Origin of the sequence: Dankookia sp. P2 (assembly GCF_050632255.1) — a bacterium.
Taxonomy (GTDB): Bacteria; Pseudomonadota; Alphaproteobacteria; order Acetobacterales; family Acetobacteraceae; genus Paracraurococcus.
Genome location: NZ_CP192581.1, coordinates 2,164,780 through 2,179,281 on the forward strand (window position 1 = coordinate 2,164,780; position 14,502 = coordinate 2,179,281).

Consider the following 14,502-nt stretch of genomic DNA (forward strand, 5'->3'; position numbering starts at 1 on the left):
GCCATCCTCACCCCTGGCCGTAGATCGCCGGGGCGAGGTGCCGCAGCCGCGCCAGCAGCGCCGCATGGCAGCCGCAGGCCGCCTGTTCCAGCCCCATGCGGTCGATCACCGTCACCTTGCTGCGGCGGTGGCGGATCAGCCCCCGGTCGGAGAGCTGGGCTATCACCCGGGTCACGGTGGTGCGGCGGACGCCCAGCATGTCGGCCAGCATCTCCTGGGTGACCGGCAGGTCGGGCTGGCCGGTGCGGTCCTGCGTCGTCAGCAGCCAGCGGCTGGCGCGCGCCTCCACCGGGTGCAGCGCGGCGCAGACCGCCGCCTGCAGGGTCCGCACCAGCAGCGCCCTTGTGTGCAGCGTCAGCATCGCGCGCAGTGCCGGGCGGTCCTGCGCCAGCCGGTCCAGGGTCGCGGCCTCGATCCGCAGGGCGGGCCCGGGGATCTGCACCTGCAGCCGGCCGAAGCCGGGCAATTCGGTCAGGTCGCCATCCACCAGCCCCTCGACGCCGATCGAGGCGGCCTCCGCCGTGCGGGTGCCGTGCTCCACCGCCACCAGGGCGATGACGGTGCTGGCGCAGGGAAAGAGCACCCAGGGCAACGCTTCCCCGGTCTGGGCCAGGATGGTGCCGGCCGTCAGCGTCACCGGCTCGAGATAGGGCCGGAGGAGCGCGGCCTGCACCGCATCCAGGGCGTCCAGCACGTGATTTCCAGACCGTATCGGCCCCGGCGGTGCGCCTGGGTCCGGCGCGCCGTCATTGCCCCCGAACATGAGCAGCCCCCCGATCGTTCTTGGCGACAACGACCTACAGAGAACCGTTCCAGCGTCAACCAGGATAAAGAGTCAAAGCATGAAAATAGAAGGGTTTGTCATGGAATGGACAATTGAAACCAGTTCTGTTTCATATTCCGCCAACTGAAAGCTGCAGGACCCGCCGGCCTCACGCGCAGGACGCTTGAAGCCGGCAGGCTGCCCGCGACTCGCGCCCGGGTCAGCCGACCCGGTTCTCGACAAGCTCCTGCACCACCGCCGGATCGGCGAGGGTGGAGGTGTCGCCCAGCCCGTCGGTCTCGTTCGCGGCGATCTTGCGCAGGATGCGACGCATGATCTTGCCCGACCGGGTCTTCGGCAGGCCCGGCGCCCACTGGATGGCGTCGGGGGAGGCGATCGGGCCGATCTCCTTCCGCACCCAGGCCACCAACTCCTTCTTCAGCGCATCGGTCGGCTCCTCGCCGGTCTTCAGCGTCACGTAGCAGTAGATGCCCTGGCCCTTGAGGTCGTGCGGCATGCCGACCACCGCGGCCTCGGCGACCTTGGGGTGGGCGACCAGCGCAGACTCGATCTCGGCGGTGCCCATGCGGTGGCCGGAGACGTTGATGACGTCGTCCACCCGGCCGGTGATCCAGTAGTAGCCATCCGCGTCCCGCCGCGCGCCGTCGCCGGTGAAGTACATGCCGGGATAGGTCGAGAAGTAGGTCTGCGCGAAGCGCTCATGGTCGCCGTAGATGGTGCGCATCTGGCCGGGCCAGCTTGTCGAGCAGCACCAGGTTGCCCTCGGTGGCGCCCTCCAGCAGCTTGCCCTCGGCATCGACCAGCGCCGGCATGACGCCCGGCAGCGGCAGGGTGGCCGAGCCTGGCTCTGCGCCACCGCCCCCGGCAGCGGGGAGATCAGGATGCCGCCGGTTTCCGTCTGCCACCAGGTATCGACGATCGGGCAGCGTTCCTCGCCCACCACGCGGTAGTACCAGAGCCAGGCTTCCGGGTTGATCGGCTCGCCGACCGAGCCCAGCACCCGCAGCGACTTGCGCGAGGCCTGCTTCACCGGCTCCTCGCCGTCCCGCATCAGCGCGCGGATGGCGGTCGGCGCGGTGTAGAAGATGTTGACCTGGTGCTTGTCCACCACGTCCCAGAAGCGGGAGACGCTGGGGTAGTTCGGCACGCCCTCGAACATCAGCGTGGTCGCGCCGTTGGCCAGCGGGCCGTAGACGATGTAGGTGTGGCCGGTCACCCAGCCCACATCCGCGGTGCACCAGTAGACCTCGCCCGGGCGGTAGTCGAAGACCAGCTCATGCGTGTAGCTGGCCCAGACCATGTAGCCGGCGGTGGTGTGCAGCACGCCCTTCGGCTTGCCGGTGCTGCCCGAGGTGTACAGGATGAACAGCGGGTCCTCGGCGTTCATCGGCTCCGGCTCGCAGGTCAGGGCCTGGGCGGCGCAGAGCGCCTCATAGGCATGGTCGCGGCCGGCCTGCATCGGCACGTTGCCGCCGGTGTTCTTCACCACGATGACGGCCTGGATGGACGGGCAGGTCTTCAGCGCCTCGTCCGCATTGGTCTTCAGCGCGACCTTGCGGCCGCCGCGGCGGCCCTCGTCGGCGGTGATCAGGACCTTGCACTCGCTGTCCTGGATGCGCGACGACAGGCTGTCGGGCGAGAAGCCGCCGAAGACGATCGAATGGATGGCACCGACCCGGGCGCAGGCGAGCATCGCCACCGCCGCCTCGACGATCATCGGCAGGTAGATGCAGACCCGGTCGCCCTTCTTCACGCCGAGGCTGCGGAGCCCGTTGGCCAGGCGGCAGACCTGCTCGTGCAGCTCACGGTAGGTGACCTTGCTGTCGCTGTTCGGGTCGTCGCCCTCCCAGATGATCGCCACCTGGTCGCCGCGCGTCGCCAGGTGCCGGTCGAGGCAGGAGACGGAGGCGTTGAGCACGCCATCCTCGAACCACTTGATCGAAACGGGACCGGTGAAGTCCACGTTCTTGATCTTGGTCGGCGCCTTCATCCAGGCGATGCGGCCGGCTTCCTTGCCCCAGAAGGCGTCGGGCTCGCGGGCGGCGGCCGCGGTCATCGCGCGGTGGCTCTCGGCGGTCACGCGCGCCTTGGCGGCGATCTCCGGCTTCACGGCGATCAGTTCGTCGGACATCTGGGCCTTCCCCCTTGGGTCGTCTTCTCGACTGCCGGGAGATAGGGCACGGCGCCTTGCGCTGCGTCAATCCGTGCCGCTTAGGCCTGTAAATCTCTCGTAAATGGTTTTGCAGGCTGGGCGATCTGCCCGCAGGGACGCCCCGGCGGAGGCTGCTCCGCCGGGGTGCCGATCCGCTCAGTTGGTGCGGACGGGGGCGCCGGCGGTGGCCGGGCCGGGCTTCGCCGGGGTGGCGGCGCTGTGCTTCTCGGCCGGCTTCGCCGCGGTGTGGGCGGGTGCGGGCGTCGCGGTGGCGGCCGGCTGGGCCGGGGTGGCGGGCGCCGCGGCGAGCGGCTTCGCCGCCGGGGTGGCGGCCTCGGCGGCCGGCTTGCCGGCGCTGCCCCAGTTGGCACCGCCCGCGGGTGCCGCCGGGCCGCTGGTCCCCTGGGCGTAGGCCGGCGCGGCGGCGAGGAGCAGGACGGTGGCGAGCAGGCTGCGGTGGATGCGGAAGGTCTGCATGATGGGCCTCCTATGCGCCCGGATCGGCTGGACGCAGGGAGGAGACTGGGCCCCGGCCTTGTCCCCGGCAGGGCGGCTTCGGGGTGTTTTCGGGCCGATCGCGGCGACGCCGGGGCGACGATGGCGGGCTGCCAGCGATCGTTCCGGACCGGTTCCTGCTCCGGCCGCGGCGGGCCCGAGCCGGGCCGGGCTACAGCCCGGCGCTCGCCGGCACCACCACCTGGCCGTCCACCACCCGCACCGGCACCGCCTCCAGCGCCTCGCCGATGCAGGGGCCGGTGACGCAGACCCCGTCCTCGATCCGGAAGCGGGCGCCATGGGCGGAGCAGATGATCACCTGCTTCCGCGGGTCGAGGAACCGGTCGGGCAAGGGCTCGAGCGGCAGGCCGATATGCGGACAGGAATTGACGTAGACATGCACCCGCCCGTCCTTCCGCACGGCAAAGAGACCGACGAAGCTGCCGGGCGGGCCGGGGAAGCCCTTGGCCCCGCCCTCCGGGATGTCCTCCAGCCGGCAGAGGATCCGCTCCTCCGCCTCGGTCGCCTGCTCCATCACGCTCCCCTCGGCCAGGCCCAGCCTGGCATGCCATTCGGCGATGCTTTCCTCAGGGTAGCGTTGGTGCCGGCGGTCCTTGGGACCTGCCTCCACCGCCACCCAGGGCGCCTTGAACGCCAGCATGATGTGGGTGGATTCCGGGGCCGCTGGCAAGTCCGTATCGATGGCCGAGGCGAAGGGATGCACCAGCTTCGGCCAGCGGTCGTCGTAAAGCCACAGCGCGCTGCCGCAGATGCCGCAGAAATGCCGCTCGGCCGGGGAGCGGTGGGCGCGGGCATCGCCAGGGTCCTTCAGCCTGGCGTGGTAGACGGTGACGTGCTGCCGCCCCGTGACACGCAGCGTGGCGTTGTCGGCGCCGAGATTGATGGCATAGCCGCCGCCGCCCTGGGTCTTGCGGCAGATGGAGCAGTAGCAGCGCTGGTAGGGATAGGGGTGCGGACTCTCCACCCGGAACTTCACCGCGCCGCACTGGCAGGAGCCTTCCAGCCGCATCCCTTCCCTGTCCCCTATTTCCGCGTCCAGCCGCCCAGCTTGCACAGCTTCGCCCAATGCGCATCGCTGACCGGCATCACGGATAGGCGCGACATCCGCACCAGGGCGAGGTCGGTGAAGTCCGGGTCGGCCTTGATCGCCGCCAGCGGCACCGGCTGCGGCAGCGGCCCCACCGCCCGCATATCGACGCAGACCCAGCGGCCGGTCTCGTCGGTCGGGTCCGGATAGGCCTCCCGCACCACCTCGACCACGCCGACGATCGCCTTGCCTATGTTGGAATGGTAGAAGAAGGAACGATCGCCCCGCTTCATCGCCTTGAGGTTGTTCGACGCCAGGGCATTGCGCACCCCGGTCCAGGGCTCGGTGCCGTTCTGCACCTGCTGGTCCCAGGAGAAGGCATCCGGTTCGCTCTTCACCAGCCAATGCGCCATCGAATCCGCCCCCCATCCGTTTCCGCAGAGTAACTACGCCGGCGGACGCTTCAATCCGCGGCGATCTGGCCCTAGGTTGTCCGGGTGGAAACCGCCGAAACACGCCCCCTCGGACCGCCGCTCGCCGGCCCTGCCGCCGCAGGCGGCCGCAGCCTGCACCGCTTCGCCAATCCGGGCCGCTTCCTGCGCCTCGCCGGCCGGGTGCAGCCCTGGCTGACCGCGGCCGCGCTGCTGGTGCTGGCGGTGGGCCTGCCCTGGGGCCTTTGGTTCTCGCCGCCCGACTGGCAGCAGGGCGAGACGGTGCGCATCCTCTATATCCATGTGCCGATGGCCTGGCTGGCCATGGGCGGCTATCTCGGCCTCGCCATCGGCTCGATCCTGTCGCTGGTCTGGCGCCACCCGCTGGCCGACCTCGCCTGCCGGAAGCTGTCGCCGGTCGGCGCCGCGGCCACCGCGCTCTGCCTCGCCACCGGCAGCCTCTGGGGCAAAGCCAATGTGGGGCACCTGGTGGGTCTGGGACGCGCGGCTGACCAGCGTGCTGGTGCTGTTCTTCCTCTGGCTCGGCCACGCCGCCCTGGTGCGGGCCTTCGACGATGCCGAGCGCGGGGCAAGGATGGGGGCGATCCTGGCGCTGATCGGCGCGGTGAACCTGCCGATCGTCAAGTTCAGCGTCGAGTGGTGGAACACGCTGCATCAGCCGGCCAGCGTAACGAAGCTCAATGCGCCCTCGCTGCATGTCGATATCCTCTACCCGCTGCTGGTCTGCGCGCTCGGCTTCACCCTGGCCTTCGCGGCCCTGGTGCTGGCGCGGACGCGGGCGGCGGTGATGGAACGGCGGATCCGGGCCTTGCAGCTGGCCGCGGCGCGGCGGGCGGAACTGCCATCGGATGGTCGGAGCGCCCTGCGGGGCGCGGAGGGCTGAATCCGATGGCCCAACATCTCGCCATCGGATGGTCGGAGCGCCCAGCGGGGCGCGGAGGGCTGAATCCGATGGCCCAACATCTCGCCATCGGATGGTCGGAGCGCCCTGCGGGGCGTGGAGGGCTGAATCCGATGGCCCAACATCTCGCTATCGGATGGTCGGAGCGCCCGGCAAGGCGCGGAGGGCTGAATCCGATGGCCGGAGACTTCTAGTATGACAGTGCACTGGGCCCATGTGACGATCAGCTACGGGCTGGTGCTCGGCGGCTTCGCGGCGCTGGCCGTCGCCACCATGATGCGGCTCGGCGCGGCGCGGCGGCGGCTCGAGGCGCTCGACCCCCGCGCCCGGCGGATGCAGGACCAGACATGACGAAGAAGCGTAGGCGGCTCTGGGTGCTGCTGCTCTGCGGCCTTGGCCTCGGCAGCGCCACCGCCCTCACCCTCACCGCCTTCCAGGACAACCTGGTCTTCTTCCGCTCGCCCTCCGACATCGCCCGGAACGCGCCGCCGCCCGGCCGCGCCTTCCGCCTGGGCGGGCTGGTCGAGGCCGGCAGCGTGACGAAGCAGATGGGAACGGACGGCAAGCCCGACGTGCGCTTCAAGGTGACGGACGGCCCGAATGCGGTGAGCGTCGCCTATGCCGGCGTGCTGCCCGACCTCTTTCGCGAGGGCCAGGGCGTCGTCACCCTCGGCAAGCTCGGCCCGGACGGCGTGTTCCGCGCCTCCGAGGTGCTGGCCCGGCACGACGAGACCTACATGCCGCCGGAAGTGGCCGACGCGCTGAAGAAGACCGGCCACTGGAACCCGCAGCAGGGCGCCGCCCCGCCGGCCGCCACCTGGAACACCCTTGAGCCCGCCAAGCCGGCGGCAGGACGGAGCGGCTCGTGATCCCCGAGCTCGGCCATTTCGCGCTGGCCCTGGCGCTCGCCTCTCGCTCGCCCAGGTTGGGCTCGGCCTCTATGGCGCGCAGCGGGCGGAGGCGCGGCTGATGGCCGCCACCGCGCCGGTCGCCGCCGGCATCCTCATCGCCGTCCTCGCCGCCTTCCTCTGCTTGGTCTGGTCGTTCCTCTCGAACGACACCACGGTCGCGAATGTCGTGCAGAACAGCCATTCGGCGAAGCCCTGGCTCTACAAGGTCAGCGGCACCTGGGCGAGCCATGAGGGCTCGATGGTGCTCTGGGTGCTGATCCTGGCGCTCTGCGGCGGCGCGGTGGCCGGCTTCGGCGGCAACCTGCCCTCCGCCCTGCAGGCGCGGGTGCTGGCGATCCTCGCCCTGATCGCCGCCGGCTTCCTCGGCTTCATCCTGGCGACCTCCAACCCCTTCGACCGGGTCTGGCCGCCGCCGGCGGACGGCCAGGGGCTGAACCCGATCCTGCAGGATCCCGGCCTCGCCTTCCACCCGCCGCTGCTCTACCTCGGCTATGTCGGCTTCGCCGTCACCTACGCCTTCGCCATCGCCGCGCTGATCGAAGGGCGCGTGGACGCCGCCTGGGGCCGCTGGGTGCGCCCCTGGGCGCTGGCGGCGTGGAGCTTCCTGACCCTCGGCATCGCGCTGGGGTCCTGGTGGGCCTATTACGAGCTGGGCTGGGGCGGCTACTGGTTCTGGGACCCGGTGGAGAACGCCTCCCTCCTCCCCTGGCTGGCCGGCTGCGCCCTGCTGCATTCGGCGATCGTGGTCGAGAAGCGTGAGGCGCTGAAGACCTGGACCGTCTTCCTCGCCCTGCTCGCCTTCGGCATGTCGCTGCTCGGCACCTTCCTGGTGCGATCGGGCGTGCTGACCAGCGTGCATGCCTTCGCCAACGACCCGGAGCGCGGGGTCTTCATCCTCTGCCTGCTGGCGGCCTTCATCGGCGGCGGCTTCGCCCTGTTCGCCTGGCGGGCGGCGGCGCTGGTGCCGACCGGCGTCTTCGCGCCGGTGTCGCGGGAAGGCGCGCTGGTGCTGAACAACCTGCTGCTGTGTTCCATCGCCGCGGTCGTGCTGGTCGGCACGCTCTACCCGATGTTCGCCGACCTGATCCTGAAGGAGAAGATCTCGGTCGGGCCGCCCTTCTTCAACACCGCCACCCTGCCGCTGGCGGCGCCGCTGATCGGCGCCATGGGCTTCGGGCCGGTGCTGCCCTGGAAGCGGGCGCGGCTGTTTCCCGCCCTGCAGCGGCTGTGGTGGGCGGCGCTGCTCGGGCTCGGCGCCTTCCTGCTCTGCCTGGCGCTGGAGGGCTACCGGGTGGGCCCGGCGCTCGGCTTCGCTGCGGCGCTTTGGGCGATCGGCGCGGCGCTGGCGGATGTCGCCGACCGCATCGCGCTGTTCAGCCGGCCGAAGGCGGCTTGGTCCCGCGCCCGCGGCCTGCCGCGTGCCGCCTGGGGCGGGGCGCTGGCGCATGCCGGGCTCGGGGTGATGATCCTCGGCCTGGCCGGGATGGGGCTGGCGACCGACCGGCTGGCCCTGCTGAAGCCGGGCGAGTCGACCACGCTGGCCGGCCTCGAGTACCGCCTGACCGGAATCCGCACCGTCCCCGGGCCGAACTGGACCGCCCGGCGCGCGACGCTCGAGGTGCGGGACGGCGGCCGGCTGGTCACCGTGCTGGAGCCCGACAAGCGCAGCTTCGCGGTCAACCGCATGACCACCAGCGAGGCGGCGATCCACACCACCTGGGTCTCCGACCTCTATGCCGTGCTGGGAGAGGAGCGCGAGGGCGGCGCCGTCATCCGGCTGCACCACAACCCGCTGGCGCCCTGGATCTGGCTGGGCGGCGCCATCATGGCGCTCGGCGGCGGGCTGTCGCTGAGCGACCGGCGGATGCGGGTCTCGGCCCCCTCCGCCAAAGCGATCAAGGCGGGCGCGCGGGCATGAGCGAGGCGAGCGCCCCCCGCCCTCACGCCGCCGGCTGCTGCTGCTGGCGCCGCTCGCCGCCGCCGCGGCGGCGGGAGCCGGCTTCTACGCCATGCTGCGCGGCCTCGGGACCGGCAGCTACGACCCGAAGGGCGTGCCCTCCGCGCTGATCGGCAAGCCGGTGCCCGACTTCACCCTGCCGCCGCTGGAAGGCGCCGACCTCCCCGCGCTCTCGGCCGCCGACCTGCGTGGCGGCGACCGGCCGGTGCTGGTCAATTTCTTCGCCTCCTGGTGCGTGCCCTGCGTGATCGAGCACCCGCAGCTGATGCGGCTGGCGCAGCAGGGCGTGCCGGTCTTCGGCGTCGCCTACAAGGACAAGCCGGCCGATGCGCAGGGCTTCCTGCGCAAGCACGGCACCCCTTACGCGAAGCTGGCGGCCGACCAGCCGGGGCGGGTCGCGATCGACTGGGGGCTCTATGGCGTGCCGGAGACTTACCTGATCGACCGGCAGGGCATCATCCGCTGGCGCTGGGCCGGGCCGCTGACCGAGGACACCCTGACGCAGGAATTGCTGCCCTTGCTCAAGCGCTACGCATGAACAGCTTGCTTGCAGCCCTGCGCGAAGCCGCCGCACCAACCCTTCGTGCAGGGCTGGGCGCCCTGGCGGGCGCGATGATGCTCGTTGCCCCGGCGCTCGCCGCCGTCTCGGACCCCGCGGAGATGCTGCGCGATCCGGCGCAGGAGGAACGCGCCCGCGAGATCGGCCGCGAGCTGCGCTGCATGGTCTGCCAGAACCAGTCGATCGAGGACAGCGACGCCGAGCTGGCCCGCGACCTGCGCCGCATCGTCCGCGAACAGGTCTCGGCCGGCCGCAGCAACGACGCCATTATGGGCTACCTGCACGACCGCTACGGCGACTTCGTGCTGCTGCGCCCGCCGGTGAAGCCGGAAACCTACCTTCTCTGGGGCACGCCGGTGATCGCGCTCGGCCTCGGCCTGGCGATGATCGTCACCATGCGCCGCCGCCGCGTGCCGGGCCCGGCGCCGCAGGAGCTTTCTGCCGCGGAGCGAGCGCGGCTGCGATCGATCGAGGACGGCCGCGGGACGTGAGCTGGTTTCCCTTCTGGCCGCTGCTCGGCCTGCTGGCCGTGGCGGCGCTGCTGCCGCTCGTCGCCAATATCCTCGGCCCCGCCCGCGCCCGCGGGCGGCGCGAGGCCGACCTTGCGCTCTACCGCGCCCAGATGGCGGAGCTGGAGCGCGAGAAGGAAGCCGGCCGGCTGGACGAGCAGGCGCATCGCGCCGCGACGCTCGAGGTGCAGCGCCGGCTGCTGGCGGCCCCGGCCGAGGCGGGCCCGCCGCCGGCGCCCGCAGCCGCTGGGTGCTGGTCGGCGCGCTGGTCGCGGTGCCGGCGGTCGCCATCGGCCTCTACCTGCCGAGCGGCATCCCGGAGATGCCCTCGGCCCCCTATGCGACGCGGCAGGCGGCGGCGTCGCGCGACGAGGAGGTGCTGGACACGCTGCGCAACCGCCTCGTCCAGTTGCCGGCCAACAGCGACCAGGCGCGCGAGGGCTGGGCGCTGCTGGGCAATGCCGAGCGCAGCCGCGGCAACCTGACCGCCGCGGCCGACGCCTATCGCCGCGCGCTGACCGGGAAGTTCGATGCGGAGCTGACCGCGCAACTGGCGCAGGTGCTGCTCGAGGAGGACCGGACGGAGGAAGCGGTCGTGCTGCTCGCCGCCGCCCTGCCGCAGGCGCCGCGGCATATCGGCCTGCGCTTCCTGACCGGCCTGGCCGAGGCAAAGGCCGGCCGCAGCGACCAGGCCCGCGCCGCCTGGCAGGCGCTGATCGCCGATGCCCCGGCCGAGGCGCCCTGGCGCGCGATGGTCGAGCGGCGGATGGCCGAGCTGCCCTGACCGGCCCGTTTCAGCCGCCGAGTTCCCGCCTCACCATCGCCGCGCCCTGCGCCAGGGCCTGCAGCTTGCCGAAGGCGCGCGCGCGCGGCAGGTACTTCATGCCGCAATCGGGCGCCGGCACCAGGCGTTCCGCCGGCAGCACCGCGAGCCCGGCGCGGATGCGCGCCGCCACCTGCTCCGGCGTCTCCACGTCCGGCGTGCCGAGGTCGATCACCCCGAGCATGATGGTCTTGCCCGGCAACTCGCGCAGCACGGCGAGGTCGAGCTTCGGCTGCGCCGCCTCGATCGAGATCTGCGCCGCATCGACCGCGGCCAGCTCCGGCAGGAAGGAATAGCCGGCAGGCTTGTCGCCGACCATCGCGGCATAGCCGAAGCACATGTGCACCACGGTGGTGCCCGCGATCCCCTCCAGGGCGCGGTTGATGGCCGCCACGGCATAGCGCCGGGCCTCCGCCGGGAAAGCCTGCATCCAGGGCTCGTCGAGCTGGATCACGTCGGCGCCGGCCGCCTTCAGCGCCTGGATCTCCGCGTTCAGCGCCGCGGCGAAGTCCATCGCCAGCTCGGCCTCGTCGGCGTAGAACTCGTTCTTGCACTGGCGGGTCATGGTGAAGGGCCCGGGCAGGGTGATCTTCACCTGGCGGTCGGTGTTGGCCCGGGCGAAGGCGACGTCGCGCACCTCCACGGCGTGCCGCCGCGCAATGCGCCCGGTGACGCGCGGCACCACGGTCGGCTTGCCGGTGCGGCCGATGACCTCCGCCGGCCGGTCGCGGTCGATGCCGTCCAGCGCATTGGAGAAGTGGTTGGAGTAGCTTTCGCGGCGGATCTCGCCATCGGTGATGATGTCGATGCCGGCGCGTTCCATGTCGCGGATCGCCAGCAGGGTGGCGTCGTCCTGCGCCTCCGCCAGGAAGCGGCTCCGGCACCCGCCAGAGCTCGGGCGCGCGGATCCGCGGCACCAGCCGGGCGCGCAGCGCGTCATGGTCCATCAGCCAGGCCGGCTGCGGGTAGCTGCCGACGACGGTGGTGGGCAGGAGTGGTAGCGGTTGCGGCATCGGATGGTGTCTCCCCGGGGCATGGAACCACGGCCGGGGGCGGCGCCTACCGGCGGCGTGCGGCGGGGAGGAAGCGGCTGGAGCGGGCGAAGGGAATCGAACCCTCGTCACTTGGTTGGGAACCAAGAGCTCTACCATTGAGCTACGCCCGCGACCGGACGCCGTTATAGGCGCTTCCGCCGGGCCTCGGCAAGCTGGCCGGTTGACGCCAGCCCCCCCTCCCTAGCCTTTATCTTGTGTCCCGTCTGGATCCGACCCGCAGGATGATGCCCTCACCGAAAGCGCCCGGCGGCGCGGCCGGGGCCTCCTTCGCGGGCCTCGACAGCCGCAGCGCGACCATTCTCCGCGAGCTGGTCGAGGTCTATGTGCTGACCGGCGAGCCGGTCGGCTCCCGCACCCTCTCGCGCCGCCTGCCCCTTGGCCTCTCGCCGGCCTCGATCCGCAACGTCATGGCGGATCTCGAGGAAGCCGGCTTCCTCTATGCCCCGCATACCTCGGCCGGACGGCTGCCGACCGATCGCGGCTTGCGGCTCTTCGTCGATGGGCTGCTGAATCCGGCGACCTCGGCGAGAGCGAGCGGGAGGCGATCTCGGCCCGCTGCGCCGCCTCCGGCCGCTCCCTGCAGGAGACGCTGGCCGAGGCCGGGCAGATGCTCTCGGCCTCGCGGGTGCGGCCGGCCTCGTGGTCGCGCCGAAGAGCGAGGGGCGCATCCGCCACCTGGAATTCGTCGCCCTCGGCCCCGGCCGCGCCCTGGTGGTGCTGGTGACCGAGGACGGCCAGGTCGAGAACCGCGTCATCGAGGTCCCGGCCGGCCTGCCGCCCTCCTCCCTCGCCCAGGCCAGCAACTACCTGAACGCCCGCCTCGCCGGCAGCAGCCTGGACGATGCCCGGGCCCGGGTGGATGCGGAGATCACCGCCAACCGCACCGCGCTCGACGCCCTGACCAACCAGGTGGTCGAGGCGGGGCTGGCGACCTGGGCCGGCGGCGGCGCCGGCAGCCTGATCGTCCGCGGCCAGGCCCGGCTGCTGGAGAACCTCGACCAGCTGGCCCAGGTGCACGAGATCCAGGCGCTGTTCGAGCGGCTGGAGGCGCAGGAGACGGTGCTGAAGCTGCTCGAGCTCGCCCAGCGCGGCGAGGGCGTGCAGATCTTTATCGGCGCCGAGAGCGGGCTGTTCAACACCGCCGGCCTGTCCATGGTGGTGGCGCCCTTCCGCAACGGGCAGGAACGCATCGTCGGCGCCATCGGCGTGATCGGGCCGATGCGGATCAACTACGGCCGGGTGATCCCGGTGGTGGACTACACCGCGCGGGTGATCGGCCGGCTGCTCGGATAGGGCAAAGCCCGTTCGGGTTGCGGTGCCCGAGCCGCCGCATGAACCGGACCCGGACAGATTGCGGAATGATTTCCGAAGACTCGGGCGAGCCGCAACCGCGCTCATGGCGAGTGCGGATTGACATGCTGCACCGCAATCATTACGCCGCCTCCAGATACGAGGGGCGAAAATGGTTCCTGTATATGCCCCATGAAGGGTTGATAGTCTCGTCGGCCGGCATGGATCTGGCCGATCGGTCGCCGCCCGCCAGGGCGGAACTTCCCTCGGCGGCCCATCCCGCCGGACCGCCGGGCAAGGCGCTTCCGATCATCGGCCAGGTTTTCTCGGTGCCGCGGCGCCGCGGGCATCCCGGTATCGGCCTGCCGCAGTCCGGCCAATCGCCGACCCCCATGCCGCCGTGGCACGGCACGGCCTCCGGCCGCGGCAATCTTCGATTGCAAGACCTTGAGCCGGCACGATCCGCGGCGTTTCCTCACGGACAAGCCGGCCGTATCCCTGCAGCGTGCCCTGCGCATCGGCTGGCGCGCCGCATGGGGCTTGTTGCCGGATGGGGTCCTGCCTTTCCGCATCCGTCTCGCGGGCTTGGCCCGACGGCTGGTCGGTGAGACGCCGACCCGCCGCTACGACCCGTCGAATGCTTCGTCCTATGCCGCCTGGGTCGCGCGCTGCGACACCTTGACCACGGCCGACCGCGCGGCGATCCGCAACCACATCGATGCCATGCCAAGGCGGCCGTTCATCTCGGTGGTCATGCCGACCTACGAGACGCCGGAGCGGCTGCTGACCGCGGCCATCGCCTCGGTCCGCGCGCAGCTCTGGCCGCATTGGGAGCTCTGCATCGCCGACGACGCCTCCCCTCCCCGCATGTGGCGCGCGTTCTGGCATCCGCCGCAGCGGCGGACCACCGGATCCGCTGGATCAGGCGGTCATGCAATGGACACATCTCGGCCGCGACCAACACCGCCCTCGGCATGGCGCGGGGCGACTTCGTCGCCCTGATGGATCACGACGACATACTGCCAGAGCATGCGCTGTATCAGGTCGCCGCCGAGATCGCCGCGCATCCGGAAGCGGCCGTCATCTACTCGGACGAGGACAAGCTGGACGCCCAGGGCCGCCGCTTCGGCGCCTACTTCAAGCCGGATTTCGATCCGGACCTGCTGCTCGCACAGAATCTCGTCAGCCATCTCGGTGTCTACCGGCGGGACCTGCTCGAGCGCATCGGCGGGTTGCGCGAGGGGCTGGAAGGCAGCCAGGACCACGATCTTGCCCTACGGGCGACCGCCGCCTGCGGCCCGGCGGGGGTGCGCCATATCCCGGCTGTCCTCTATCACTGGCGGCAAACCGGCCGGGCCGACAGCTTTTCCCAGACCCAGCTCGACCGGTGCACCGCGGCCAGCCGCCGCGCGGCGGCCGACGCGCTGGCCACCGCTGGCACCGCGCGCGCGGCTCGAGCCCGCACCGCTTGCGCCCATCCATGCCCGTATCGTCCGCCCGGTGCCGGAGCCCGCGCCACTCGTCTCGGTCATCGTACCGGTGCGCGACCGGCCCGCATTGCTCGCG

The 14,502-nt window shown here is 71.5% G+C and carries 12 protein-coding genes, 1 tRNA gene and 5 pseudogenes; 11 read left to right on the plus strand and 7 right to left on the minus strand.

The features are described 5' to 3' along the window. Positions 1-7: 7 nt before the first annotated feature. From ACQ86J_RS12860 to ACQ86J_RS12880, 5 genes are all read right to left on the minus strand, one after another. Positions 8-694, minus strand: coding sequence for a Crp/Fnr family transcriptional regulator (locus ACQ86J_RS12860; RefSeq protein ID WP_431271406.1), 687 nt, complete (start codon positions 692-694; stop codon positions 8-10). Between the two features lie 289 nt (positions 695-983). Beyond that, positions 984-2,915, minus strand: a complete 1,932-nt coding sequence (acs, locus tag ACQ86J_RS12865) for an acetate--CoA ligase (protein ID WP_431271407.1) — start codon at positions 2,913-2,915, stop codon at positions 984-986. A 177-nt stretch (positions 2,916-3,092) separates the two neighbouring features. Beyond that, positions 3,093-3,413 (minus strand): hypothetical protein, encoded by a 321-nt coding sequence (locus ACQ86J_RS12870; RefSeq protein ID WP_431271408.1) that lies wholly within the window; start codon positions 3,411-3,413, stop codon positions 3,093-3,095. Positions 3,414-3,603: 190 nt separating this feature from the next. After that, positions 3,604-4,461, minus strand: a complete 858-nt coding sequence (locus tag ACQ86J_RS12875) for a Rieske 2Fe-2S domain-containing protein (RefSeq protein ID WP_431271409.1) — start codon at positions 4,459-4,461, stop codon at positions 3,604-3,606. Between the two features lie 14 nt (positions 4,462-4,475). Continuing rightward, the gene (locus ACQ86J_RS12880; RefSeq protein WP_431271410.1) at positions 4,476-4,892 is read right to left on the minus strand and encodes an EVE domain-containing protein; all 417 of its coding nucleotides are present in this window, start codon (positions 4,890-4,892) and stop codon (positions 4,476-4,478) included. Positions 4,893-5,045: 153 nt separating this feature from the next. On the opposite strand from ACQ86J_RS12880, the pseudogene ACQ86J_RS12885 reads away from it, so the two are divergent. The 8 genes and pseudogenes from ACQ86J_RS12885 to ACQ86J_RS12920 all read left to right on the plus strand — a co-directional run bounded on the left by ACQ86J_RS12885 (position 5,046) and on the right by ACQ86J_RS12920 (position 10,552). Beyond that, positions 5,046-5,814: pseudogene (locus tag ACQ86J_RS12885) on the plus strand (heme ABC transporter permease). Positions 5,815-6,027: 213 nt separating this feature from the next. After that, positions 6,028-6,183: a hypothetical protein gene (locus ACQ86J_RS12890; protein WP_431271411.1), complete on the plus strand. Its 156-nt coding sequence runs from the start codon at positions 6,028-6,030 to the stop codon at positions 6,181-6,183. Next, positions 6,180-6,701: a cytochrome c maturation protein CcmE gene (ccmE, locus tag ACQ86J_RS12895; protein WP_431271412.1), complete on the plus strand. Its 522-nt coding sequence runs from the start codon at positions 6,180-6,182 to the stop codon at positions 6,699-6,701. Before ACQ86J_RS12890 ends, ccmE begins: the two co-directional genes overlap by 4 nt. Beyond that, positions 6,698-8,661: pseudogene (locus ACQ86J_RS12900) on the plus strand (heme lyase CcmF/NrfE family subunit). The gene ccmE and the pseudogene ACQ86J_RS12900 overlap by 4 nt, the downstream one beginning before the upstream one ends. A gap of 91 nt (positions 8,662-8,752) precedes the next feature. Next, positions 8,753-9,238: a DsbE family thiol:disulfide interchange protein gene (locus tag ACQ86J_RS12905; protein WP_431271413.1), complete on the plus strand. Its 486-nt coding sequence runs from the start codon at positions 8,753-8,755 to the stop codon at positions 9,236-9,238. Positions 9,239-9,312: 74 nt separating this feature from the next. After that, a complete protein-coding gene (locus tag ACQ86J_RS12910; RefSeq protein WP_431272389.1) occupies positions 9,313-9,750 on the plus strand; it encodes a cytochrome c-type biogenesis protein in 438 nt (145 codons plus the stop codon). A 38-nt stretch (positions 9,751-9,788) separates the two neighbouring features. Continuing rightward, a pseudogene (gene ccmI / locus ACQ86J_RS12915) lies at positions 9,789-9,941 on the plus strand (c-type cytochrome biogenesis protein CcmI); the annotation flags it as partial. 77 nt (positions 9,942-10,018) lie between these two features. Beyond that, positions 10,019-10,552 (plus strand): tetratricopeptide repeat protein, encoded by a 534-nt coding sequence (locus tag ACQ86J_RS12920; protein ID WP_431271414.1) that lies wholly within the window; start codon positions 10,019-10,021, stop codon positions 10,550-10,552. A gap of 10 nt (positions 10,553-10,562) precedes the next feature. Here the strand turns inward: ACQ86J_RS12920 and ACQ86J_RS12925 are convergent, their stop codons facing one another. Then, a complete protein-coding gene (locus tag ACQ86J_RS12925; RefSeq protein ID WP_431271415.1) occupies positions 10,563-11,531 on the minus strand; it encodes a 5-methyltetrahydropteroyltriglutamate--homocysteine methyltransferase in 969 nt (322 codons plus the stop codon). A gap of 151 nt (positions 11,532-11,682) precedes the next feature. After that, a tRNA-Gly gene (locus ACQ86J_RS12930) sits at positions 11,683-11,756 on the minus strand. 114 nt (positions 11,757-11,870) lie between these two features. Here ACQ86J_RS12930 and hrcA point away from each other — a divergent pair. The 3 genes and pseudogenes from hrcA to ACQ86J_RS12945 form a co-directional block, all read left to right on the plus strand. Then, positions 11,871-12,939 (plus strand): annotated as a pseudogene (gene hrcA, locus ACQ86J_RS12935) (heat-inducible transcriptional repressor HrcA). Positions 12,940-13,383: 444 nt separating this feature from the next. Continuing rightward, positions 13,384-13,938: a glycosyltransferase gene (locus tag ACQ86J_RS12940; protein WP_431271416.1), complete on the plus strand. Its 555-nt coding sequence runs from the start codon at positions 13,384-13,386 to the stop codon at positions 13,936-13,938. After that, positions 13,857-14,102 (plus strand): annotated as a pseudogene (locus ACQ86J_RS12945) (glycosyltransferase); the annotation flags it as partial. The gene ACQ86J_RS12940 and the pseudogene ACQ86J_RS12945, both read left to right, overlap by 82 nt. Between the last annotated feature and the right edge of the window lie 400 nt (positions 14,103-14,502).